Source organism: Streptomyces apricus, from assembly GCF_008369065.1.
Lineage (GTDB): Bacteria > Actinomycetota > Actinomycetes > Streptomycetales > Streptomycetaceae > Streptomyces > Streptomyces apricus.
The window spans coordinates 211,450-234,205 of sequence record NZ_VDFC01000004.1; the positions used below are offsets into that span (position 1 = coordinate 211,450).

The 22,756-nt window shown below is 71.8% G+C and carries 20 protein-coding genes and 3 pseudogenes; 9 read left to right on the top strand and 14 right to left on the bottom strand.

The window, feature by feature from the left end; all coding sequences use genetic code 11:
• Positions 1-49 precede the first annotated feature (49 nt).
• A complete protein-coding gene (phoU, locus tag FGF04_RS01645; protein ID WP_149509344.1) occupies positions 50-727 on the top strand; it encodes a phosphate signaling complex protein PhoU in 678 nt (225 codons plus the stop codon).
• A 131-nt stretch (positions 728-858) separates the two neighbouring features.
• On the top strand, positions 859-1,011 hold the full coding sequence (locus tag FGF04_RS39865) for a hypothetical protein (RefSeq protein WP_188113919.1): 153 nt from the start codon (positions 859-861) through the stop codon (positions 1,009-1,011).
• Between the two features lie 105 nt (positions 1,012-1,116).
• Here the strand turns inward: FGF04_RS39865 and FGF04_RS01650 are convergent, their stop codons facing one another.
• Both FGF04_RS01650 and FGF04_RS01655 read right to left on the bottom strand, forming a co-directional pair.
• Positions 1,117-3,138, bottom strand: coding sequence for a cell wall-binding repeat-containing protein (locus FGF04_RS01650; protein ID WP_149509345.1), 2,022 nt, complete (start codon positions 3,136-3,138; stop codon positions 1,117-1,119).
• Positions 3,139-3,243: 105 nt separating this feature from the next.
• A complete protein-coding gene (locus tag FGF04_RS01655) occupies positions 3,244-4,290 on the bottom strand; it encodes a helix-turn-helix transcriptional regulator (RefSeq protein WP_149509346.1) in 1,047 nt (348 codons plus the stop codon).
• A 103-nt stretch (positions 4,291-4,393) separates the two neighbouring features.
• On the opposite strand from FGF04_RS01655, the pseudogene FGF04_RS01660 reads away from it, so the two are divergent.
• Positions 4,394-4,802, top strand: a pseudogene (locus FGF04_RS01660) (VOC family protein).
• Here the strand turns inward: FGF04_RS01660 and FGF04_RS01665 are convergent.
• The 3 genes and pseudogenes from FGF04_RS01665 to FGF04_RS01675 form a co-directional block, all read right to left on the bottom strand.
• A complete protein-coding gene (locus FGF04_RS01665) occupies positions 4,788-6,221 on the bottom strand; it encodes an FG-GAP-like repeat-containing protein (protein ID WP_149509347.1) in 1,434 nt (477 codons plus the stop codon). The pseudogene FGF04_RS01660 and the gene FGF04_RS01665 overlap by 15 nt on opposite strands.
• 116 nt (positions 6,222-6,337) lie before the next feature.
• Positions 6,338-6,847 carry a GNAT family N-acetyltransferase gene (locus FGF04_RS01670; RefSeq protein ID WP_149509348.1) on the bottom strand — a complete coding sequence of 170 codons (510 nt, stop codon included), beginning with the start codon at positions 6,845-6,847 and terminating at the stop codon, positions 6,338-6,340.
• An 83-nt stretch (positions 6,848-6,930) separates the two neighbouring features.
• Positions 6,931-7,197 (bottom strand): annotated as a pseudogene (locus FGF04_RS01675) (DUF4265 domain-containing protein); the annotation flags it as partial.
• On the opposite strand from FGF04_RS01675, the pseudogene FGF04_RS40835 reads away from it, so the two are divergent.
• Positions 7,192-7,547: pseudogene (locus FGF04_RS40835) on the top strand (site-specific integrase); the annotation flags it as partial. The pseudogenes FGF04_RS01675 and FGF04_RS40835 sit on opposite strands and share 6 nt — an antisense overlap.
• Before the next feature lie 700 nt (positions 7,548-8,247).
• On the opposite strand, the gene FGF04_RS01685 reads toward FGF04_RS40835, so the two are convergent.
• Positions 8,248-9,009, bottom strand: coding sequence for a phosphoglyceromutase (locus FGF04_RS01685; protein ID WP_149509350.1), 762 nt, complete (start codon positions 9,007-9,009; stop codon positions 8,248-8,250).
• 229 nt (positions 9,010-9,238) lie between these two features.
• On the opposite strand from FGF04_RS01685, the gene FGF04_RS01690 reads away from it, so the two are divergent.
• Positions 9,239-10,525 carry an MDR family MFS transporter gene (locus FGF04_RS01690; RefSeq protein WP_149509351.1) on the top strand — a complete coding sequence of 429 codons (1,287 nt, stop codon included), beginning with the start codon at positions 9,239-9,241 and terminating at the stop codon, positions 10,523-10,525.
• Positions 10,526-10,583: 58 nt separating this feature from the next.
• On the opposite strand, the gene FGF04_RS01695 is transcribed toward FGF04_RS01690, so the two are convergent.
• Positions 10,584-11,078: a DUF2000 domain-containing protein gene (locus FGF04_RS01695; RefSeq protein ID WP_235882128.1), complete on the bottom strand. Its 495-nt coding sequence runs from the start codon at positions 11,076-11,078 to the stop codon at positions 10,584-10,586.
• A 49-nt stretch (positions 11,079-11,127) separates the two neighbouring features.
• Here FGF04_RS01695 and FGF04_RS01700 point away from each other — a divergent pair, with 49 nt between their 5' ends.
• Entirely contained in the window at positions 11,128-11,958 is an 831-nt protein-coding gene (locus tag FGF04_RS01700; protein ID WP_149509353.1) for a helix-turn-helix transcriptional regulator, read from the top strand.
• Here FGF04_RS01700 and FGF04_RS01705 read toward each other — a convergent pair.
• The 3 genes from FGF04_RS01705 to mshA all read right to left on the bottom strand — a co-directional run bounded on the left by FGF04_RS01705 (position 11,937) and on the right by mshA (position 15,773).
• Positions 11,937-13,757: a glycoside hydrolase family 55 protein gene (locus FGF04_RS01705; RefSeq protein WP_235882129.1), complete on the bottom strand. Its 1,821-nt coding sequence runs from the start codon at positions 13,755-13,757 to the stop codon at positions 11,937-11,939. The genes FGF04_RS01700 and FGF04_RS01705 overlap by 22 nt on opposite strands.
• A gap of 158 nt (positions 13,758-13,915) precedes the next feature.
• A complete protein-coding gene (locus FGF04_RS01710) occupies positions 13,916-14,443 on the bottom strand; it encodes a type III secretion system chaperone family protein (RefSeq protein WP_149509354.1) in 528 nt (175 codons plus the stop codon).
• A complete protein-coding gene (gene mshA / locus FGF04_RS01715) occupies positions 14,436-15,773 on the bottom strand; it encodes a D-inositol-3-phosphate glycosyltransferase (RefSeq protein WP_149509355.1) in 1,338 nt (445 codons plus the stop codon). The genes FGF04_RS01710 and mshA overlap by 8 nt, the downstream gene beginning before the upstream one ends.
• A gap of 232 nt (positions 15,774-16,005) precedes the next feature.
• Between mshA and FGF04_RS01720 the strand changes: the two genes are divergently transcribed.
• The 3 genes from FGF04_RS01720 to FGF04_RS01730 all read left to right on the top strand — a co-directional run bounded on the left by FGF04_RS01720 (position 16,006) and on the right by FGF04_RS01730 (position 20,202).
• Complete coding sequence (locus tag FGF04_RS01720; RefSeq protein ID WP_149509356.1) at positions 16,006-16,815, top strand: methyltransferase domain-containing protein; 810 nt, start codon at positions 16,006-16,008, stop codon at positions 16,813-16,815.
• Between the two features lie 334 nt (positions 16,816-17,149).
• Entirely contained in the window at positions 17,150-18,262 is a 1,113-nt protein-coding gene (locus tag FGF04_RS01725; protein WP_149509357.1) for a C40 family peptidase, read from the top strand.
• A gap of 461 nt (positions 18,263-18,723) precedes the next feature.
• Entirely contained in the window at positions 18,724-20,202 is a 1,479-nt protein-coding gene (locus FGF04_RS01730) for a PP2C family protein-serine/threonine phosphatase (protein ID WP_149509358.1), read from the top strand.
• Positions 20,203-20,267: 65 nt separating this feature from the next.
• Here FGF04_RS01730 and FGF04_RS01735 read toward each other — a convergent pair whose 3' ends face one another.
• From FGF04_RS01735 to FGF04_RS01750, 4 genes are all read right to left on the bottom strand, one after another.
• The gene (locus tag FGF04_RS01735; RefSeq protein WP_149509444.1) at positions 20,268-20,612 is read right to left on the bottom strand and encodes a DUF2516 family protein; all 345 of its coding nucleotides are present in this window, start codon (positions 20,610-20,612) and stop codon (positions 20,268-20,270) included.
• 127 nt (positions 20,613-20,739) lie between these two features.
• Positions 20,740-21,345, bottom strand: coding sequence for a hypothetical protein (locus tag FGF04_RS01740; protein WP_149509359.1), 606 nt, complete (start codon positions 21,343-21,345; stop codon positions 20,740-20,742).
• Between the two features lie 76 nt (positions 21,346-21,421).
• On the bottom strand, positions 21,422-21,904 hold the full coding sequence (locus tag FGF04_RS01745) for a helix-turn-helix domain-containing protein (RefSeq protein ID WP_149509360.1): 483 nt from the start codon (positions 21,902-21,904) through the stop codon (positions 21,422-21,424).
• A 105-nt stretch (positions 21,905-22,009) separates the two neighbouring features.
• The gene (locus FGF04_RS01750) at positions 22,010-22,405 is read right to left on the bottom strand and encodes a hypothetical protein (protein WP_149509361.1); all 396 of its coding nucleotides are present in this window, start codon (positions 22,403-22,405) and stop codon (positions 22,010-22,012) included.
• Positions 22,406-22,756: the final 351 nt, after the last annotated feature.

The window sequence follows — 22,756 nt, forward strand, 5'->3', positions numbered from 1 at the left end:
CACGAGCCCCTGTGAGCCCCCGAAGAAGACGTAGGAAAGGGACATCCTGATGCGGGACGCGTACCACGAGGAACTTGACTCGATCGGCGAGGGCCTGGTCGAGATGGCCCGCCTCGTCGGGTCGGCGATCGGCCGCGCCACGACCTCAATCCTCGACTCCGACCTCAAGCTGGCCGAGAGCGTGATCGCGGCCGACCAGAAGGTCGACGATCTCCAGCACGACCTGGAGGCGAAGGCGATAGCCCTGCTGGCCCGGCAGCAGCCGGTCGCCACGGACCTGCGGATCGTCGTCACCTCGCTGCGCATGTCCGCCGACCTGGAGCGCTCCGGCGACCTCGCCCAGCACGTGGCGAAGCTGGCGCGGCTGCGCTTCCCCGAGCGGGCGATCCCGCAGGACCTGCACGCCACGATCCTGGAGATGGGGCAGCTCGCGCAGCGTCTGATGGCCAAGGCGGCCGAGGTCATCGTCACCAAGGACGTCGACCTCGCGCTCCAGCTGGAGCAGGACGACGACGCGATGGACCTCCTGCACCGCACGCTCTTCCAGCACCTCCTGGACGACCGCTGGAAGCACGGCATCGAGACGGCGGTGGACGTGACGCTGCTGGGCCGCTACTACGAGCGCTTCGCCGACCACGCGGTCTCGGTCGCGAAGCGGGTCGTGTACCTGGTGACGGGTGAGCACGCCGACGAGCTGCAGACGCCGCTGCCGGTCGACGGCTCGTAGGTCCCGGGCGGGCCGGCCGCGAGGGGGCGCATCGGGCGTTCGCGGGGGCGTGGAAGCCTCAGTGCGCCGTTGATGCGCCTGCCCCCGGGGGAATGCAATGGGGGCAGGCACAGGCCTTCGAGGAGGGACCCATGGCAGATTCCCCCACCACGCCCGACCCGACCCAGGAACGCGAGACGCAGCAGCCCGTCGAGATCAAGAGCCTGCCGCTCTTCGGCGCCTGCGGCTGCGGCTCGGGTTGCGGTTGCGGGTGCCAGTCCGGCAATCCCTGTCAGTGCGGCTGACGCACGGTGTGACGCACGACCGCGAAAGGGCCCCGCTTCAGGTGCGGGGCCCCTTCGCCTTTGGCCGACCCGTGTCGGTCCGTGCCGGTAGGTGCCGGCAGGTGGCTAGCGGTGGGTGGTCCGCACCGCGTCCAGGTCGGGCCGCGGGGCCGGGGCCCCGGTCCTGACCGCGCCCGTACCGGGGTCACCCGCGGCCGAGCGCGCCGACTGCCGGGCCGCCGCGGCGACGCCGTTGTAGTACGGCCGGTACTCGACCAGTGAGCTGCCCGCGCTGATGGCGGAGCCCGCCGCGGTCAGTTCGGCCGCGGAGACCGATCCGGTCCCGCCGAAGGCGATGACGGAGTTGACGCCGGCCGCCTGCTGACGCAGGTAGGTGGCGGTCGTCTCCGACAGGGTCGTCTCGTCGGTCCACAGCAGCGGGCCGTAGGAGAGCATGCCGGTGCTCGCGGAGACGCCGCCGCGCCAGCTGTCCGTCCAGGCCAGCCCCACCTGGAACGGGGAGCTCCACCAGAACCGGGCGAGCTCGGCGGAGGTGCCGTCGTGGCCGCTGCCGCTGATCGGGTAGTACGACCAGGTGTCGGGCCAGTTGGAGAACGGCGTGTGCGTGAGCGCGTACGCCGCCGAGGCGCCGACCGGGATGACCAGGGTCCGGTCGGGGTCGACCGAGTTCAGGTACGTCTTGACCGACGACGACAGCGCGTTGCCCTCGTTGAGGACGACCGTGCCCTTGCCTCCGACGCCGAGGGCGCCGGCCGCCGCGGACGCCGCGAGCGCCGAGTGGTAGTCGGTGCCGGTGGCGACGAACACGTACGCCGGATCGCTCGTGACGGCCTTGGCGACCGCCACGGACGTGGAGTAGCGCGAGGTGCCCGCCAGGCGCTTCGGGGTGAAGCCGAGCGAGCTGACCTTGGTCGCGACCGCGCTGGACAGGATGTCCGTGCCGCCCACCAGGTAGACCGTGGCGCCGGGCCTCAGCGTGCGCTTCAGCTCGTTCTGCACGGCGGTCGACACCGAGGTCTTCGGCGTCATCAGCAGGGGGCCCTGCTTCTGGCCGGCGAGGCTCTGCCCGGTCAGGGCGTAGGACGGGCTGTCCTTGCTGACGAGGACGGCGGTCTTGGCGTCGATCAGGCCGGGCTCGTTCTGGCCGGTGGTGTTCCAGGTCCAGCGGGACGCGGCCACGTTCGTGCCGTACGCGTCGGCGCCCCAGACCCGGCCGACGCCTTGGCTGCGCAGCGGCTGCCAGGCCAGGTCGAGGACCGAGGAGGTGCCGACCGGCAGCGGCATCGGAGTGGCGTCACCGGTGGCGACGTCCACGATGCGCGGGATGGCCACGTCCTCGTCGGTGCCGTTGGTGACCGCGATCCGGGTGCCGCTGGGCGACCAGGCCGGGGCGTACGCGGCGTCGGTGAAGGTCAGCTGGCGCTCGCCGGTGCCGTCGACGTTGATGACGAAGAGCCGGCTGAGGCCGTCCGCCTCGCGCACGAAGGCGACCTGGGTGCCGTCGGGCGAGATCGCCGGGTGGGCGCCCTCGTCGGTCAGCTTGGTGAAGGCGCCGGTGGTGTCCTCCCAGAGCCAGATCGCCGACCCGGTCGGCGATCCGCAGGTGTCACCGGTACGGACGAAGGCCACCAGGCCGTTGACGGAGGCGCTGGGCTGGCGGTCGCAGCCGTCCTCCGCGGTGGAGAACAGCGGCTGCCCGTAGCGGGAGCCGTCCGAGGACGCGTACCGCAGCCGGCCGCTGCCGGAGTACACGACGGTGTTGCCGGAGCGCAGGAACGTCGGGTCGCCGACGTTGGTCACGGAGCCCTGTTCCTGGATCTTCACCAGGGTGGAGCCGGTGTAGCGGCGGGTCTCGACCCGGTTGTCCTTCACGTACGCGACCCGGCTGCCGTCGGGCGACCAGGACGGCTGGCGCGCGTCGGCGAGGAAGTCGCTGTAGGTGCTGCTGCCGGGTTCCTGCGTCTGGATGACGTTGCGTGCGCCGTTGACGAACGTCAGCTTGCCGTCCGCGGCCTGCCACGTGACGGGTTCCGCGGCCACCGCGCCGGGCGTGGCGGTGACCATGCCCGCGCCCACGGCGACGACGGTGCCCAGCGCCGCGAGCACGCGGCGTCTGTGAATCTTCATGTGCCCCCACAAGAGAGTTGAAAGGGCTGTCGTTCGTCTCCCCGACGCGGAACGGCAACCTCACGTTCCTTTACGACAGCTGGGTCACTGTAGCGGCACACATGATCAGGAAGGAACAGATTTACGGGCGGAGTTCGCGAGCCGCTCGGCGAAGGCCGCGACGAGGTCGCGCAGTTCGTCCGGGCGCTCGACGGCGAAGGGCCGGTCCAGCGAGGCGAGGACGGCGGGCAGCCAGTCGAGCCGCTCCACCCGCAGTTCGACGCGGCAGCGGGGCCCGGTGTCGGGCGGCCCGTCGTCCGGGGACGGCAGTTCGGTGACGACCGCGAGGCCGGCGGGCAGCCGCTGGTGGAGGTGGTCGGCCGTCCCCTGCACGTGCAGGACCACCTCGTGCCGGTAGGGGACCGTGGCGAGTCCGGTCAGGACGCGCTGCGCCGGATCGACGTCGGCGGGCGGCTCGAACGAGCCGGGCAGGACCCGTACGCCGGTGACGCGGTCCAGCCGGAAGGTGCGGTCCTCACCTGCGGAGACGTCGGCGGCCGTCAGGTACCACCGGTCCGCGTGGGCGACGATTCCGTACGGGTGGACGACGCGCTCGCTGCGGCCGCCGTCGGCCGCGGTGTAGCGGATCGAGAGCGGCCGGTGGTACCGCACCGCGTCGGCGACCGGCAGGAGGACTCCCGGTCCCGGGGTGGTCGATCCGGTCTCGGTCGCCCCGGTCGCCCCGGCAGCGCCGGCCGTGGTCGTGCCGCCGGGCGGCTCCGTGAAGGCGAGGGAGCCGAGGACGGCGTCGAGTCCGCTCCGCAGCCGCTCGGGCAGGACGCGCCGGATCTTGGCCGTCGCCGTCTCGCTCGCCGTGCCGGTGGCCGCCGTGAGCCCCGATCGCCGGCCCGCGACCAGGCCGAGGAGCACGGCGAGCGCCTCGTCGTCGTTCAGCATGAGCGGGGGCATGCGGTAGCCGGGGCCGAGCCGGTAGCCGCCGTAGCGGCCGCGCACCGACTCGACGGGCACGTCGAGGTCGACGAGCTGCTGTGCGTAACGCCGCACGGTGCGTTCGTCGACGTCCAGCCGGTCGGCGAGTTCGGTGACGGTCCGCAGACCGCCCGACTGCAGCAGTTCGAGGAGGGTGAGGACGCGGCCGAGGGGGCGGGGCATGGGGAGAAGTCTTCCGCACTTACCGGACGGATTCTGCCCGGTATAGGTCGTAGCGTGCGCTCACGACAGCCACGAGCACCGCTCATCCCACGGAGAAACACGCATGAACTTCGCCTCCACCCGCGTCATCACGAGCGACGTCGCCCGCCTGGTCGACTTCTACGAGCGCGCCACGGGGACGTCCGCCACCTGGGCCACCGAGGACTTCGCCGAACTGCGCACCCCCTCGGCGACCCTGGCGATCGGCAGCACCCGCACCCCCCGGCTCCGCCCGCCCGGCCGAGAACCGCAGCGTCATCCTCGAATTCCGGGTCGACGACGTGGACGCCGCGTACGACAGCCTGCGCACCTTCGTGGAGGACTTCGTCAACGAGCCCACGACGATGCCCTGGGGAAACCGGTCGCTCCTCTTCCGCGACCCGGACGGCAACCTCGTCAACTTCTTCACGCCGGCCGCCCCGTCCGAGGCGGCCGCCCGGCCCGAGGCGGCCGCCCCCTCAGTCGAGCAGTGACTCCCCGAACCGCGATCCGCCCGCGAGGCCGAAGTCGGCGGAGCTGAGGGACTTCGAACCGGAACCGGTGAGGCCGGACGACGTGCCCGGCAGCGTCCACAGGCCTCCGCTGCGATCGTTCTCGAAGGAGGCGGTCACCGCCAGGTCGGCCCTGCCGTTGTCGTCGTAGTCGGCGAGCCGGACCTGGGCGCCGAAGAGGTCGCCGGCCTCGGCGGCGCCCGGGACGCCGGCGGTGTCCTGGGAGACGCGTACGACTCCGGACTGCGAGACGCCGGAGGCGGAGCCTCGGAACACCGTCACGTCGCCGGCGTTGTCCAAGTCGCCGAGCTGTTCGCCGTTGGCGCCGACCACCAGTTCGGCCCGGCCGTCACCGGTGATGTCGCCGACCGCCACCGAGGCTCCCCAGTTGTCGCCGTCCTCGTTCACGCCGGGGACACCGGTGTTGTCCTGGTGCAGGGTCACCGGGTCGCCGAAGCCCGTACGGCTGCCGTACCGGACGGTCACGTAGCCGGCGCCGTCGCTGGGGTCGTCGACGTAGTAATTGTCGGGCCAGGTGAGGGAGGTGGCCAGGTCGTCGAAGCCGTCGCCGTCGATGTCGCCGAGGGCGACCGCGGTGCCGCCGTCGTCCACCCGCTGGATCCGGTTCGGGCGGCCCTCCTGGCCCGTGTAGAGGTCGGTGCCCGGACGTCCGGTGCCGGGATCGCCGGTCACGGCCAGGTCGTCCTTGCCGTCGCCGTCGACGTCGCCCACGGCCGCCTCCCAGTTGAGGAGCTGGGCGCCGGGGACCGTCAGGGTGTAGGCGGGGGCGGTCAGGGCCGTACGGGAGGTGCCGCCGCGGTGGACGACGACCGCGCCCGGTTCGATCACGGCGAGGTCCGCGGCGCTGTCGCCGGTGAAATCGCCCACCGCCACGTCCAGGCCGTGGCTCTGCCACTGGTGCGGGTTGTCCACGGTGGTCGTGGTGCTGCTGGTGAACGGCTCGGCGCCGCCCCAGAGGATGGTCACACTGCCCTGGCCCTCGTACGCGCCCACGTCCTCGCCGTCGGCGCCCACGACCAGGTCCGCGTACCCGTCCGAGTCAAGGTCGCCACCGGCGATCGACACCCCGAAGGTGTCGCCCTCCTCCGGCGTGCCCGGCACCCCCGCGGAGCTCTGGGTGAGCTCGATCTTCCGCGTGGTCAGTCCGGTGGCCGACCCGAGGGAGACGACCACGGCCCCCGCGGCCGGGGCGCCGTTGACGGACTTGTACGGCGCACCGATCGCGAGGTCCCGGTGCCCGTCGCCGTTGAAGTCGTCGGCGTACTCGGCGGGGGCGGTGGGGGCGGCGGACGCGGGCGCCGCGGCCATGACGGTGAACAGACCACCGGTCAGCGCGGCCGCGGTCGCGGCGGCGACGACGGTACGGATGGGCAGGCGCATGAAGGTTTCCTCCTGGGGCAGTGCCGTGCGATGCCGTAGACGCCCCGGGTGGAGGAAGAGTTGCACGAGTCAGCTTGCTCCGGGTGCTCGACCGATGCTGTTCGCGCCTGTTGATGTCAGTTGTTGTCGGTGCCAGGAGCGTGCTGCACGCTCTTGCGCAGGGACATGGACTCCACGTCGTAGCCGTTGCGCCGATACAGGGCGATGGCGGCCTCGTTGTCCCCGGAGACGTTCAGGCCGAGAGACGTCCAGCCCTCGCGGGCGACGAGTTCTTCGGCGGCGGAGAGGATGGCTGAGCCGTATCCGCGGCGGCGGAACGCGGGGAGGACGTTGATGTCGTACAGCCAGGCCGAGTCGGCCGTGGCCGCGGCTTGGCGCGGATCCGGGCCGATCCACGCGTTCCCCACGACCTCGGCTGATCCGTTCTCCGCGACCACGAGATGGTGACCAGTCGTGTCGAGCCCGTCGGGGAGGAACCGCACCGTGTCCTGACGAGCCCGCTCCCACGCCAGCTCCTCGGGCATGAACTTTCCGAGTTCCCGGGCCGTCTCGGCTTCGCGATGCCCAGTCGCCGCGTCGTACTCGGACGGCGTCATCTTCCGTAAGGTCACCCGCTGCACATCCATGCCCCAAGTCTCGACGGGGCACCGGTGACTGCGGTAGCGGGTTCCCGATCCCGGAGGACACCGGGGCACCACTCGCCGCGGCCTCAGCCGGCGGATGCGGCCCGCCACTGCGCGGTGATGCACCCCTCTTCCATGTGCCACCACTCTTTGGCGACACCGTGGTTGAGCAGCTTCTGCACCTTGGCGAGATCGGCGGTGGGCGGGACGTCCAGGGCGACCATCCGGAACCGTTCTATGCCCTCGCCGCTGACTCCGAGTGCGTGGAACGCGTCGAGCACGCTCTGCCGCGCGGCTCCTGAACCGCCGTCGCGGAGCACTATGAGGCGGATGGTGCAGTTCTCCGACCGCTTCCGGGACCTGTCGCAGACGCGCTCCGTGCCCACCTGAAGCGGTTCCCGCCCATCGAGATCACGTTGCCGTGGAAGGTCGCGGACGGGCCGCCGGTGACGAAGCGGCTGATCTTCACCGGGTCTCGGGTGGTCACATCTGGCGTACGTCGCTCAACGAGGAGGCGTGGAAGCGGGCGCTGCGCCACTTCTACGCCTCGGTGCTCCTGGACGCTGGTGAGAACGTCAAGGCTTTGGCCGAGTACCTAGGCCACTTGGACCCGGGCTTGACTCTTCGCGTATACGCGCATCTCATGCCTTCGAGTCAGGAACGCACTCGCAAGGCCGTGGCATCTGTCTTCGATCGTCAGTGATGATGAGCGCACTGTGACGATCGAAGATCACCCTTCTCGGTAGTCGGTGGAACTAGACAGACCATGACGTTCACTGAAGAGACTAGAGATCTAGACTCACGTACAGACTCACAAAGTTGATTGGATTAGCAGTGCGTGAGAGATTGAGATAGAGGCTCTAGATACCTTGTAACAGTTCTAGAAGACTCCAGAACGACCGAGGACCTGGATCCGGCGGCAACCAGACCCAGGCCCTCTTGCAGTCAACGAGCCCGGTCGCCTACCAGCAGACCGGGCTCGCTGTATGTACAGCTCCCGGTCGCGACCGTCCTCGCGCGTGACTCGCTCATCGAGCGAACTGCATCACGCCGGTAGTGATGGCCACCAGTAGACCCACCCCCGCAAGCCAGACCTGCCACTTCTCGGCACTGGTCCACCTGCGAGGCTTGTCCTTCTCAAGGCTCACCCCTACACCTCCCTTCTCCTTCTACCGGCCCGCGTATCGAGTCGGCGCCTTGGAACTCACGTGCCTGCGCACAGAGTTCAGGGAAGGTTCAGGAAAGGTGCGTCAAGCATACCGGTCACACTGACAACTCCCGGGACGCACGAGGAGGCTTGACAAGAGCCGAGAAACACTCTGACGGCCCAGTGACGGCCCCAGCACAGCAATAGGCCCCCTATCAGCGGGAAACCCGCAGGTAGGGGGCCTATCCTTGGCTATTTACTTCTTCTTGCCCTGGTTTTTTACCGCTTCGATTGCTGCCGCTGCTGCCGCCGGGTCCAGGTAGGTGCCGCCCGGGGTCAGCGGCTTGAAGGACGCGTCTAGTTCGTATGCGAGCGGGATGCCCGTCGGGATGTTCAGGCTTGCGATGTCCTCGTCCGAGATGCCGTCCAGGTGCTTGACGAGGGCCCGCAGGGAGTTGCCGTGGGCCGCGACCAGAACCGTGCGGCCCGTCAGGAGGTCGGGGACGATGCCGTCGTACCAGTACGGGAGCATGCGGTGGACGACGTCCTTCAGGCACTCCGTGCGGGGGCGCAGCTCCGGCGGGATCGTCGCGTAGCGCGGGTCGTCCGACTGCGAGAACTCCGAGCCGTCCTCAAGGGGCGGCGGAGGCGTGTCGTACGAGCGGCGCCACAGCATGAACTGCTCCTCGCCGAACTCCGCGAGGGTCTGCGCCTTGTCCTTGCCCTGCAGCGCGCCGTAGTGGCGCTCGTTCAGGCGCCAGCTGCGGTGGACCGGGATCCAGTGGCGGTCGGCCGCCTCCAGGGCGAGCTGCGCCGTGCGGATGGCGCGCTTCTGGAGCGAGGTGTGGACGACGTCGGGCAGCAGGCCGGCGTCCTTGAGCAGCTCACCGCCGCGGACCGCCTCCTTCTCGCCCTTCTCGTTGAGGTTGACGTCCACCCAGCCGGTGAACAGGTTCTTCGCGTTCCATTCGCTCTCGCCGTGGCGGAGGAGGATCAGCTTGTACGGTGCGTCGGCCATGGCTCCGAGCGTAATCCACCACCTGCGGCGTCCGCTCGCCCGCCCGGAGGACGGACACCCCCGGCGACGCCCCGGCGACGCCCGCGGCGACACCCCCGGCCGCTCCGTTCGACAGTTGACGACTTCTGTTAATCCGGTGGCTCCCGTCCCGGCCGAAATCGTAAGTTGTGCTCGCTGTAAGCACCGCTTACCTGAGCTTCTGCGAACGACGGAAAACCGGGGGTCCTCCATGCCGTTCACGTCCCTGAGCGTGAGACGCGCCGCCCGCGAGACCGTCTCCGGGCTCCCCCGTGAGTTCTGGTGGCTGTGGACGAGCACGCTCGTCAACCGGCTCGGCGCCTTCGTCGCCACCTTCATGGCCCTGTACCTCACGCTCGACCGCGGCTACTCCGCCTCGTACGCCGGGCTCGTCGCCTCGCTGCACGGGCTCGGCGGCGTGATCTCCTCCCTCGGCGCGGGCGTGCTGACGGACCGGCTCGGACGGCGGCCCACCCTCCTCCTCGCCCAGTCGTCCACCGCGGTCTCCGTCGCGCTGCTCGGCTTCATGCACCACCCGGTGGCCATCGCGGCCGTCGCCTTCCTCGTCGGCATGGCGTCCAACGCCTCCCGCCCCGCCGTGCAGGCGATGATCGCCGACATCGTGCGGCCCGAGGACCGGGTCCGGGCCTTCTCCCTCAACTACTGGGCGATCAACCTCGGGTTCGCCGTCTCCTCCGCCGCGGCCGGGTTCATCGCCCAGTACAGCTACCTCGCCGGCTTCCTCCTGGAGGCCGCGATGACGATGGTCTGCGCGGTCGTCGTCTTCGCCAAGCTCCCCGAGTCGCGGCCCCGGCCGGTGGACAAGGTGGCCGGGGCACCCGAGGTGGGCCTGCGGACGGTGCTGCGCGACGGGCGCTTCATGAGCGTCGTCGGGCTGTCCTTCCTGGTCGCGCTGATCTTCCAGCAGGGGTTCGTGGGACTGCCGGTGGCGATGGGCGAGGCCGGGTTCACGCCCGCCGACTACGGCCTGGTGATCGCGGTCAACGGCGTGCTGATCGTCGTCCTGCAGATCCCGGTCACCCGGTTCATCCAGGACCGGGACCCGCGGCGGCTCCTCGTCGTCTCGTCGCTCCTGGCCGGGTACGGGTTCGGGCTCACCGCCTTCGCCGGCTCGCTCGGCGTCTTCATGCTCACCATCTGCGTCTGGACCCTCGCCGAGGTCGTCAACGCGCCCACCCAGACCGGGCTCGTCGTACGCCTCTCCCCCACGCAGGGCCGCGGCCGGTACCAGGGCATGTACACGATGTCCTGGTCCGTCGCCGCCCTCGTCGCGCCCCTGGTGTCCGGCGTCGTCATCGACCGGTACGGGGCCGCGTGGCTGTGGGGCCTGTGCGCGGTCGTCGGCACGGTGGCGGGCGTGGGGTATGCGGCACTCATGCGGACGCTGCCCGACGAGAACGCCGACCAGCATTCCGTGCCTGTCGCCGGGGTGCCGCCGACCGCCACCTCGCAGGACGACGTCGTCCCCGCGGGCTGAGCGGCACACGCACTCCCGGAACCGGAAGCGAGCCCGTACCTCGAAGAGCCCGCGCTCCTCAGGGATGCATCCGCGCCCCCTTCACCACCTTGTCCACCGCACCCCGCGCGCCGTACACCGCGAGGCCGACCAGGTCCAGCTCCGCGGTCGGTACGGCCCGTACCGCCGCCCGGTTGTCGCGGTCGTTGCCGGTGGTGAACAGGTCGGACGTGAACAGCGCGCGGGGCAGGGCGCGGGAGAGGGCCTTGCCGTGCGCCGCCTTCAGCGTCTCCTTCGTCCCCTCGAAGACCAGGACCGGCTGGCGGAACATCGGCAGGTAGCCGACCCCGTCGGCGTCCGCGTACGGCTCCCCGACCACCTCGGGGACCGACGGGCCGAGCCCGCTCACGAGGAACGCGGTCACGTTCAGCCGCTGCCACGGTTCGAGGTCGTCCCGCAGCAGGACAGCGATCTTGGTGTCGAAACGGACGGGGGCTCCGGTGGGGGCTTCGGCGGAAGTTCCGGTGGAGGCTCCGGTCGGGGCGGGTCCCGCGGGAAGGTGTTCGGCGTTCATGTAATGAGACTGCCGGGCCCCGCACGCGCCCGTCTTGTACGTTCTTTGCATGGTCGACCGGCGTGAGGTCTCCGCGTGGCGCCCGAGCGTGCCGGGTGTCGTGGAGGTGTTCCACGCCCACTTCACGGAGTACGCGTACCCGATGCACGTCCACGACGCGTGGACCCTGCTGATCGTCGACGCCGGCGCGGTGCGCTACGACCTCGACCGGCACGAGCACGGCACCCCGGACGGCACCGTCTCGCTGCTGCCGCCGCACGTCCCGCACAACGGCTCGCCGATCACCGCGGACGGCTTCCGCAAGCGGGTCCTGTACCTGGACCTCAGCCGGCTCGACGAGACGTACATCGGCCCCGCCGTGGACACCCCCGACTTCGTCGACCCCGTGCTGCGGCGGCGGGTCGGGCAGCTGCACACCGCCCTCGCCCGCCCGGGCGACGAGCTGGAGGCGGAGAGCAGGCTGACCCTGATCGGCGAACGGCTGCGCGGCCACCTGCGCCCCGCCCCCGCCACCCGCGCCGGGAGCGGCGGGCACGCGTCCGCCGGGAGCGGCGGGCACGCCGACCACCCGCTCGCCCGCCGGCTGCGCGAGCTCCTCGACGAACGCCTCCTCCAGGGCGTCACCCTCCAGGAGGCGGCCGGTCTGGTGCATGCGCACCCCGCCCACCTGGTGCGGGCGTTCAGCGGCGCGTACGGGATACCGCCGCACCAGTACGTGATGTCGCGGCGGGTGGAGCGCGCCCGCCGGCTGCTGCTGGAGGGCGGCACGCCGGGCGAGGTGGCCGCGGCGACCGGCTTCTACGACCAGTCGCACCTGACCCGCCACTTCAAACGGCTGGTCGGGGTGGCGCCGGGCCGCTACCGCGCCGGTCCGCGCTGAGCGTCGTACAGGTGCTGAGCGTCGTACAGGTTCCGGGGGCGCACCGCGTCCGCCGTCCCGTACAGCTCCAGGCGGGAGTGCAGCGGCCCCTCGAAGTCGGGTACGTCGATCTGGTCGAACTCGGTCACCTCGTTGATGCCGACGGTCGCGCTGTACGGGGCGAGGCCGTCGATCCTCATCAGGCCGGCGCGGCCGTTGGTGACGCGGATGTTCCCGTGCGTGAAGCGCGCGCCGAAGAGCGGCCCGGCGCTGGCGTCGCCGCCGTGGCGCCCGTCGTTGGTGACGGTGATGTCGGTACGGACGTTCGCGAAGGGCAGGCCGCGGTGCGAGTCGAACGTGCCCGCGCGCATGTCACCGCGTGACCAGACGTTGTACGAGGACAGCCCCTCCACGTTGATGCCGTGCAGCTGGGTGCCCGCGGGCGCCGGTGTCGTGCGCCGCTCGATCGTGAAGCGGTCGACGAGGTTGTCGTGCGAGCCCTCGCGGCAGAAGTACGGGTGGTGCGAGCCGCGTCCCGCGACGCGGGTGTCGCGCAGGGTGCAGGCCGAGGCGGCGACCAGCCCGAAGCCGTTGTCCGTGTGCCGCACCACCACGTCCTCGGCCCAGCAGTCGTACGCGCACTGGAAGGTGACGCCGTTGTAGCCCTTGTCCAGGAGGTGCGGCTGCTGCGGGGTCTCCACCGCCTCCAGGGTGAGGCCCTCCACGCCGGACCCGGTCAGCGCCTCCACGTGGGTGGTCAGGCGCGGGTCCCACTCCGGGCGCAGGTCGAGCGGGAGCGGCCGCTCCAGGGTGATCCGCCGGCCCCGCACGCGCGTGATGCGCACGGGCCACTCGTACGGGACGTAGCTGGTCAGCTTGGTCTTGTCGTCCCAGCGGTACGCCCGCGGGCCCGGGCCGTCGCCCGCCATGTGCTGCAGGAGCGTGTGGTCCGCGTCGTCGGCGAGGCAGAGGAGGACGAGGTCGCCGGGCGCGAGCCGCCCCGAGCCCGCCGCACCCGTAACGGTCACCGCGTCCGCCGGGTCCGCCGTGTCCGCCGCGGTCACCGTCCAGGAGCCCCGGTGGGCCGGTTCGAGCGTGGTCAGCGTCCGCCACTCGTCCCTCCTGTTGCCCGTCCAGCCCTCGAAGGGCCACTCCCGGGCGCGGATCGCGTCCGTCAGGCTCGTGAAGCGGTCCGCGGGACAGAGCCAGACGAGGCCGCCCGCCCAGGACCAGGACGACTTGTCGCCGCCGTAGCGCGAGCCGTAGGTCCCGATCAGCTCGGTGAGGCTGCGGGTCGCCCGGAGTGTCGTACGGGCGCTGCCGGCGCCGCGCAGGACGACGTTCGAGTGCCCGATGTGGATCAGGCCGTCGAGACGGTAGGTGCCGGGCGGGACGAGTACCGTGCCGCCGCCGGCCTTTCCGGCGGCGGCGACGGCACGGTTGATCGCGGGGGCGGAGTCGGCCGAGCCGTCCGCCGTGGCGCCGTACGCGCGGACGTCGGCCACCACGGGCCGGCGGGACGGGCGCCGCGCCCCGGCCCGCTGACCGGCCCGGCCGATGTACGGGATCTGCGGGTGCGTGTAGGGGGTGCGGGCGTACTCCCGCCAGATCCCCGGCACCTGCCCGGCGCTCGTCCGCCCGGCGGTCACGGGACCGGCGGTCACTGAACCGGCGGGCGCGGGACCAGCGGTCGCCGACGAGGCAGTTGCCGGCGCGGCCGTCGCCGGTCCGCCGGTCACCGTGAGCGCCGCCACGGCTGTCGCGCCGCCGAGCAGGGCCCGTCTGGTGAGGCCCGTGCCACGGTCGCCGGAGTCACTCATGCCCGAACCACCTTCCAGGAAGGAACATATCCATGGATGTGAACGAAGTTCAGAGGTGCGTCGGCGGTGAGCATGACACGCCACCCCCGCGACGGAGAAGAGGCGTGCGGAGGTCAGTTAGTATGGACCAGTAGCGCGGAACAGCAGGAAGGGGAAGCTCAGTCAGCCGGACGCTGGGTCAGGTGGCTGAACGCGTCCAGGTTGCGCGTGGACTCGCCGCGCGACACCCGCCAGGCGTACTCCTTGCGGATGGAGGACGCGAAACCGAGTTCGAGGAGGGTGTTGAAGCTGCCGTCCGCGGCCTCCAGCACCGCGCCGAGCAGCCGGTCGACCTCGTCGGCGGTGACGGCGGCCAGCGGCAGTTTGCCCACCACGTAGACGTCGCCGAGCGGATCGACGGCGTACCCCACGCCGTAGAGCTTGAGGTTGCGCTCCAGGAGCCAGCGGTGCACCCCGGCCTCGTTCTCGTCCGGGTGGCGGATCACGAAGGCGTTCAGCGACAGGGAGTGCCCGCCGACGAGGAGCGAGACGGTCGTCGACAGCTTCTTGGTGCCGGGGAGCTTCACCACGAAGTGGCCGCTCTCCGGACTCTCCCATTCCAGCTCGGCGTCCTTGAGGAACGCCTCGACGGTCCCGGCCGCCCGCGCCGCCTGCTCCGCCCGTTCGGTGTTCGCCGTCTCACCCATGGTGGGAGCGTACGTGACGACGGTGTTCGAGCATCGCGGCCGTGTAGACGTCGGCCGTGGCAGCGGCGGCCGTGTCCCAGCCGAAGGACTGCGCGCGCCAGGCGGCGGCCGCGCCCATCCGGTCCGCCAGCGCCCGGTTGTCGGCGAAGTCGCGCAGCACGCGCGCGTAGTCGACGGGATCGTGGCCCGGCACCAGGAAACCCGTCTCCTTGTGGCGCACGGCGACGGGCAGACCGCCCACCGCGGCGGCGAGCACCGGCGTGCCGGCGGCCTGCGCCTCTATGGCGACGAGCCCGAAGGACTCGCTGTAGGAGGGCATCACCAGGACGGACGCGGCCCGGAACCAGTCCGCGAGCTGCTCCTGGCCGACCGGCGGCCGGAACCAGACCACATCGGCGATACCCAGGCGGGCGGCGAGCTTCTGCAGGCCCTCGGGCTTGGCGAGGCCGCTGCCGCTCGGGCCGCCCACCACGGGGACGACGATGTTCGACCGCAGCTCGGGCCGCTCGTCCAGGAGCACGGCGACCGCGCGCAGCAGCACGTCGGGCGCCTTCAGGGGCTGGATGCGGCCCGCGAAGAGCGGTATCAGGGCGTCCTGCGGGAGGCCCAGGCGGGCGCGGGCGGCGGCGCGTCCGTCGGCCGGGCGGAACCGGTCGAGGTTGACGCCCGGGTGGACGACCGCGACCTTGCGCTGCTCGGCCTCGTAGTGCCGGACGAGCTGGTCGGCCTCCTCGGCGGTGTTGGCGACGAGGCGGTCGGCGGCACGCACGATCTGGGTCTCGCCGATGACGCGGGCCGCGGGCTCGGGGGTGTCGCCCTCGGCCAGCGCGGCGTTCTTGACCTTCGCCATGGTGTGCATGGCGTGCACCAGGGGGGCGCCCCAGCGTTCGGCGGCCAGCCAGCCGACGTGGCCGGAGAGCCAGTAGTGCGAGTGCACCAGGTCGTAGTAGCCGGGGCGGTGGCCGGCCCAGGCCTGCATCACCCCGTGCGTGAAGGCGCACAGCTGGGCGGGCAGCTCCTCCTTGGCGAGTCCTTCGTACGGTCCCGCGTCGACGTGCCGGACGAGGACGCCGGGCGCCAGCTCCACCTTGGGCGGCAGCGCCCCGGTGGTCGCGCGCGTGAAGATCTCGACCTCGATGTTGATCGCGGCCAGGCGCTGGGCCAGCTCCACGATGTAGACGTTCATGCCGCCCGCGTCGCCCGTGCCGGGCTGGTGCAGCGGTGAGGTGTGCACGGAGAGCATCGCCACGCGGCGGGGCCTGCGGTACGGACGGAGCCTCGTCGCGGTCGCCGGGGAGCGGCGCCCGAACCTGCTCACGTACTGACTCACGTGGCCTTCCTCCTTCTACGGACCGTGCTGCGGGCATGGCTGCGGCGGGGCGTGGGACACCCGTCAAGTCCTGAACAGCGGAAGCCCCTACTCCATTTCCACTTCTCTCCTCTTTACCGAATCATTGCCACAAGTCGCTCAACCGTTCGAGGCACTTCTGCGTTCCGCCGCCGGGTCCCGTACTCCCGTACCGGTCCGGGTGACCACGAACGCGCCGCCTACCCTTGACCCCATGAACGCCCGCGCAGCGAAACCCGTGGGAACGGTCACGCGCGGGACCACCAACCCCAACCGCCTGCGCCGCATGGACCGCTGGATCGCGGCCACCCACGGCGCCGAGCTGCGCCGCGCCGACCGTCCCGTGGCGGTCGACCTCGGATACGGCGCCGCCCCCTGGACCGCGGTCGAGCTGCTCCGGCGTCTGCGCGGGGCCGACCCACGCGTGCGCGTGGTGGGCGTCGAGATCGACCCCGCCCGGGTCGCGGCGGCCAAGCCGTACGAGCGCGAGGGCCTCGAATTCCGGCACGGCGGCTTCGAGGTCCCGCTGCCCGGCCGCCCGTCGCTGATCCGCGCGGCGAACGTCCTGCGGCAGTACGACGAGGCCGAGGTCGCCGCGGTGTGGGCGCGGCTGTGCGCGCGGCTGGCGCCGGCGGACGCCACCTCGCGCGGCGGGCTCCTGGTCGAGGGGACCTGTGACGAGATCGGCCGCCGGCACGTGTGGGTCGCGCTCGGCCCCGAGGGCCCGCGGACCGTCACGTTCGCCACCCGTCTCGGCTCCCTGGAACGCCCTTCCGACCTGGCCGAACGCCTCCCCAAGGCACTCATCCACCGCAATGTGCCGGGCGAGCCGGTGCACGCGTTCCTGCGCGACTTCGACCGCGCGTGGGCGGCCGCCGCGCCGTACGCCTCGTACGGTGCCCGGCAGCGCTGGATCCGGGCGGTCCGCGACCTGGCGGCCGACTGGCCGGTCACGGACGCCCTGCCGCGCTGGCGGCAGGGCGAGGTGACCGTGCGGTGGGAGGCGCTGGCGCCGGTTCCGTAAGGGATCCGGCCGCGGGAGGGACGGGGCCAGAGGGCGGGCGGGGCCGCGCGGGACGGACGGAGTCGCGGGAGGACGGACGGAGTCGCGGGACGGGCGGGGTCGCGGACATGCGGTGGGAGGAAAAAGGGAACGATCTCGCCGGGTCGTTCGTCCCATTGGGCGGGGAACGCAGGGGAGGCCGCGGCCACCTGGGCGGTGACGGAAGAAACGGGCGGTGAACAGGCGGGAGACGGGCGGCAGTTCTTGCCCGCATCTGTCGTACTGTGCGCCGGTATGGCACGATCCCCGAAGTGTGCGTAGGTCACTGACGGCGAATCAGTTGGGGGGTCGGTCCATGGGATCCGGCGTGCGGAGCGCGACCACTGCTGCCATGGCGCTGGCCTGCGCGGCCGTCATCCTGTCGGCGCCGGGCGTGGCGTACGCGGCCCCGACGCCGCCGCTCCCCCCGACCCCCTCCACGGCTCCCACGACGGACCCGGACCTGACACCGCCTCCCGGCACGGCAGCGGTGAGCAACGAGAAGATCGAAGCGGTCCGCGAGCGGCTGGACACGCTCTACCACGAGGCCGCGGTCGCCACGGACGCGTACAACCTCGCCGAGGAGCGGACCGGGCGGCAGTCCACGCAGATCGTCGAGCTCGCCCGGGAGATCGTCGAGGGCAAGGTCCGGCTGGCGGACCTGAAGGAGCGCGCGGGCGCCGCCGCCCGCTCCCAGTACCGCGCCGGCGGCATGCCGGACGAGGCCAAGCTGGTGCTCAGCGACGATCCGCAGGACTTCCTGGACGGCGCGGGCCGGGTCCGCCAGGGGGCGCAGGCGACCGAGGGCCTGCTCGCGGAGACCCGGCGCACCCAGCAGGACCTGGAGCAGTACGCGCGCGACGCGGCGGCCCAGTGGAAGAAGCTCGAAGCCAACCGCGCGGCCAAGGCCAAGGCCAAGAAGAAGGTCAAGGAGCAGATCGCCGCCGCCGAGGAGCTGGAGTCGGCGCTGCGGGACGAGGAGCGCGAGCGGCTGGCGAAGCTGGAGCGGCAGGCCGCCCAGCGCGCGCAGGCGGCCTGGCTGGGCTCCGGCGTCCTGGACGACATCGACAACAACGCCTCCGCGCAGGGCAGGAAGGCCGTCAAGTACGCGACGGCGCAGATCGGCAAGCCGTACGAGTGGGGCGCCGAGGGGCCGAGGACGTTCGACTGCTCCGGGCTCACCTCACAGGCGTGGGCGGCCGCCGGGCAGGGCATCCCCCGCACCTCGCAGGAGCAGTGGAGGCAGCTCGACCGCGTCGCCGTCGAGGCCATGCGCCCCGGCGACCTCATCATCTACAACTCCGACGCCAGCCACGTGGCGATGTACATCGGCGACGGCGCGATCGTCCACGCCCCGCGCCCCGGCCGCACGGTGACGATCGCGGGGGCGGGCTCGATGCCGATACTCGGGGTCGTGCGGCCCGGATAGCGGGGCCCGCCGAGTCCGCCGGACCGTACCGGTTGCGGTCGGTCCGGTGGCTGGGGCGCGCGTCCGGCGTGCGCGCCGTCCGGTCCGGGTACGCGCCGGTCGCGTGCGAAGGCGCCGCTCCTCACCTCCGCGGGCGTGATCCGGGACCGGTGCCGGTGCCAGCGCCAGGACCGGTACCGGTCCCCGTCTCCGTTCCGGGCCCGCCGGCGTGACCTGTCGCACGTGATCCGCGGCACGTTCCGGGGCGGGACTCAACCTTCGGGGCGTGATGTACGTCATCCCGTACAAGCACGCATCCCGCCCAATTGCGGTACAGGATGCGGCATATGACGGCGGCTGTTCCGCACGCGTCCGGCCCGTCGCCGTTCCTTTGTGTCGGCGCCTGGCGCTAAGGTCCCCGTCGGTGGATCGAGATCCCTCGATCCGCCGTGCCCTCGGGGGGAGGGAAGGAACCCAAGACGATGCCCGTACCCGTACCGCGGCAGAGAGCGATCCCCGCCGTGGAAGGTGGTCAGGCTCAGGCCGCGTCCTCACCCGGCGCACCCGCCGGACCGGCGCAGGCCGCGCCCGTGTCCGGCGTACCCGGTCAGCGCGGCGTACCCGGCGCCCTGTCCGGCCCGGAGCCGTCCGCGACGAGGCGCGCCACCGACGCCGACACCGCACCGCTGACCCTGCTCGTGATCGAGGACGACCCGGCGGGCGCGCTGACCGTGCCCGAGCTGCGGGACGCGACCGGCCGGCAGATCCGCGTGCGTACCGCCCGCAACCTCACCGAGGCCGAGCGGCTGCTCACCGACGACGTCCAGTGCGTCCTGCTCGACCTCGCGCTGCGGACGCCCGATGCGGACGGCGACCCGGCCGACGAGCTGGCCGTGCTCGGGCACGTGCTGCGGCTCGCGCCCCGGCACGCCGTCCTCGCGCTCGTCCCGGCCGAGGACACCGAAGGCGGCATGGCGGCCGTACGCGCCGGCGCCCAGGACTACCTCTTCCGCGACGAGCTGGACAGCCGGCTGCTGAGCCGCGCCGTCCGCTACGCCGTGGAGCGCAAGCGCTCCGACCGGGCCGAGCGCCGGCTGACCGAGTCCAGGCTGCGGGCGCAGGAGAATGCGCGGCTGGAGCGCGGCCTGCTGCCCACCCCGCTCCTGGAGGGCTCGTCGCTGCGGTTCGCCGCGCGCTACCGGCCCGGCCGCTCACGCGCGCTGCTCGGCGGCGACTTCTACGACACGGTCCGCACCCCCGACGGCACCGTGCACGCGATGATCGGCGACGTCTGCGGGCACGGCCCCGACGAGGCCGCCCTCGGTGTGGAGCTGCGGATCGCCTGGCGCGCGCTGACCCTGGCGGGCCTGTGCGGCGACCGGCTGCTGTCGACGCTCCAGCAGGTCCTGGAGCACGAACGCGACAGCGACGAGATCTTCGCGACGCTCTGCACGGTGGACATCGCACCGGACGGCCGCCGCGCGGGCCTGTGCCTGGCGGGCCACCCCGCTCCGCTGATCTCGCGCCCGGCCCGGCCCCGGGCCCTGGTCGGCGGCGGCCGCAGGAACCGGGCCGGCCGGACCGACCGGAACGGGACCGCCGGGAACGGGGCCGCAGGGAACGGAGCCGCCGGTGCGCCTCCCGTCGCCGAACTGCTGCCGTACGAGAACGGCGGCCCGGCGCTCGGTCTGCTGCCGAACGCGCGCTGGCCGCGCCAGCAGGTGGAGCTGGGCGGCGAGTGGAGCCTGATGCTGTACACGGACGGCCTGATCGAGGGCCGGACCGGCGAGGGCAGGGAGCGGCTCGGCCAGGACGGGATGGTGGACATGGTCCGCCGTCAGCTGGCGCAGGGCCTGCGCGGTGAGGAACTGCTGCGGGCCGCCGTGAACGAGGTGCGGGACCTCAACGGCGGCGAGCTGACGGACGACGTGGCGGTACTGCTGCTGGACCGCGTGGCGTAGCGAACCTCGGACGGGCGCGGAGGAACCGCGGACGGACGCGGAGGAACCGCGGACGGGCGCGGAGGTCAGCGCCCGCCGTTGTAGGGCCCGTACGGGCCGTCGCTGCTGCTGCCGCCGCCCCGACGGCCGCCCCGGCCGCCGCCCGACACCTGCTGGAGGGCGGGCCGGACGTCGACGAAGAAGACGATCGTGGCGACGAGGAACGCGATCTGCAGGAAGATGACCGGCACCAGCAGGTTCACGGTCACCGCGAGACCCAGGATGATCATCCAGAACATCTTGGTCTGCTTGTTCGCCGCGCGGTACGCGTCCTCCCGGGCCAGCACGGCAAGGACCAGCGCCACCACCGCGAGCACCAGCATGGCGAGGAAGATCAGCGACATGAAGCCGCCGAATGCCGTCAGGAGCACTGCGCCCACCACCCGAGTCGAATTGTCGTCGCTACGCGGTCACCGTACCCGCAGAACGGGCCGGGAACTCCGATAGTGCCCGGAGTGCCCGGCCCGTTCGCCGGCACGGATCCGCCGTCCGCCTGCCCTACTTCGCGGGCGGCGTGCTCTTCTTGGCGGTCGCGTCGGCCGCGGCGCTCTTGCGGGCGGCCGGAGCCTTCTTGGCCGGCGCCTTCTTCGGCGCGGCGGCCTCGGTCTTGACGGCGGCCGGCTTCTCGATCGTGCCCTCGCCCGGCTCGGGGCTCGGCTCGACCGCGATGGCCAGCTCCTCGATCTCCTCGGCGGCCTCGCCGCGCCAGGTCTTCACCGTCTGCTCGCCGTGCTCGGCGACCTTCTCGTACGTCTCGCGCGCCTTCACCGCGTACTCGGCGGCGACGCCGACGCTGCGCAGGGCGAGGTCCTGGGCGGTCTCACCGATCTTCTTCAGGTCGGTGTCCAGCGTGCTGATGAACCCGTTCACCTTGGTCTGGAGGGTCTCCTGCGCGCCCTTGGCACGGGCGGCGGCCTTCTCCTGGACGGCGTTCGGGTCGAGACCCCGCACGGCCTCGATGCGGGCCGGCGCCTCGGCGCGCAGCTGCTCGACGAGGCCCGGCACCTTCTTGGCCTGCTGGATCGCCAGGTCGGCGGTACCGGCGGCGAAGTAGAGCGGGGTCGGGTCGCTGAGGGTCTTGCGCAGGTCGTCGGTGATGGCCATGGTGATGGTCCTCCCGGAATCGCTGATACGTGGTGCGTGAGGGTTTTCTTACGGGTCGTTCAGGTCCTGCGGTCGTTCAGGCCTTGCGGTGGTTCAGGTCCTGCGGGTCGATCGGGTCCTGCGGATCGATCAGATCCTGCGGATCGGTCGGTCCGCTCCGTGCGGCACCGCTGTCGTCGGCCTCGGCCTCGGGGACGGCGACGTCGATCTCGAACCCGTTCTCCTTGCGGAAGGACTCGTAGATCTGGAGCAGCACCTGCTTCTGCCGCTCGGTGAGCGTCGGGTCGGCGAGGATGACGGCACGTGTCTCCACCTCGTCCCGGTCCCGCTCGGCATCGAGGATCCCGGCACGGACGTACAGCGTCTCGGCGGAGATCCGCAGGGCCTTGGCGACCTGCTGCAGCACCTCCGCGCTCGGCTTGCGCAGCCCGCGCTCGATCTGGCTCAGGTACGGATTGGACACCCCGGCGGCCTCGGCGAGCTGCCGCAGACTCAGCTGCGCGTTGCGCCGCTGGTCCCGCAGGTACTCACCGAGATTGCCGACGTTGAGCGATGCCATGCCTCTACGGTGCACCATCCGCGCTAACTATTGCAAGCGCCTGCTTGCAAAAGTGCGCCACACCACTCGGCAGGCGGCAAGCGGCAAGCGGCAAGCGGCAAGCGGCTACCAGATGATGACGCCGCCGCCGGCCGCCAGCGCGCGTCGGGCCGCGTCCACGATGTTGTCCAGGCGCCGGCTCACGTCGTCTGCGTGCTGCGAGAGGGACTTGGCCGGCCCCGTCCCCGGCTCCGCGCGCATGTGCTCCGCGACAGACGCCAGATGCGTACGGATCAGATCGCACTCGGCGACGAGGGCGGCCACCTCGTCCGGTGCCACGGTGAGGTCCTCCACGGCCAGCCGCGGAAGGAAGCGCACACCCAGCGAGCGGACGGGCTCGGATCCCCACACCTCGGTGCGCCACCGTTCCCAGCCCGCGGCGTCGGAGCATCCGGGCGGCACGTCCAGCACCTCGATGCCGCCCTCCGCGCGGGGCACGTACACATCGACCGAGAGACTCATGGCAGGGAGTCGACCACGGACGGGGGCCGGAGGTCCACCGTCCCCACCCCCCGCCGGGAACGGAAAACAAAGGCATTGCCCGTACGCCTGAATTCCCCTATTCTTTTCGCCGTGACTGCCGGGTCGGCCATGGGCCAAGAAACAGCAGGGTTCCCGGCCTCCGAGTGAGGCCCGGGCGGGCCAGAGGGCCGCCCCCCTTTTCCCTTCCTTCTCAGGTGCGCGTGAAGCGACCGCGCCCCGAGACGTGCCCACGTGCGCGCGCACCTGCTGCGGTGCATCCGTTGTGGTGTGCCAGTTGCAGTGCACCCGTTGCGATGCACCACGCCGCCGTGTCACGACACTCCCCATCCC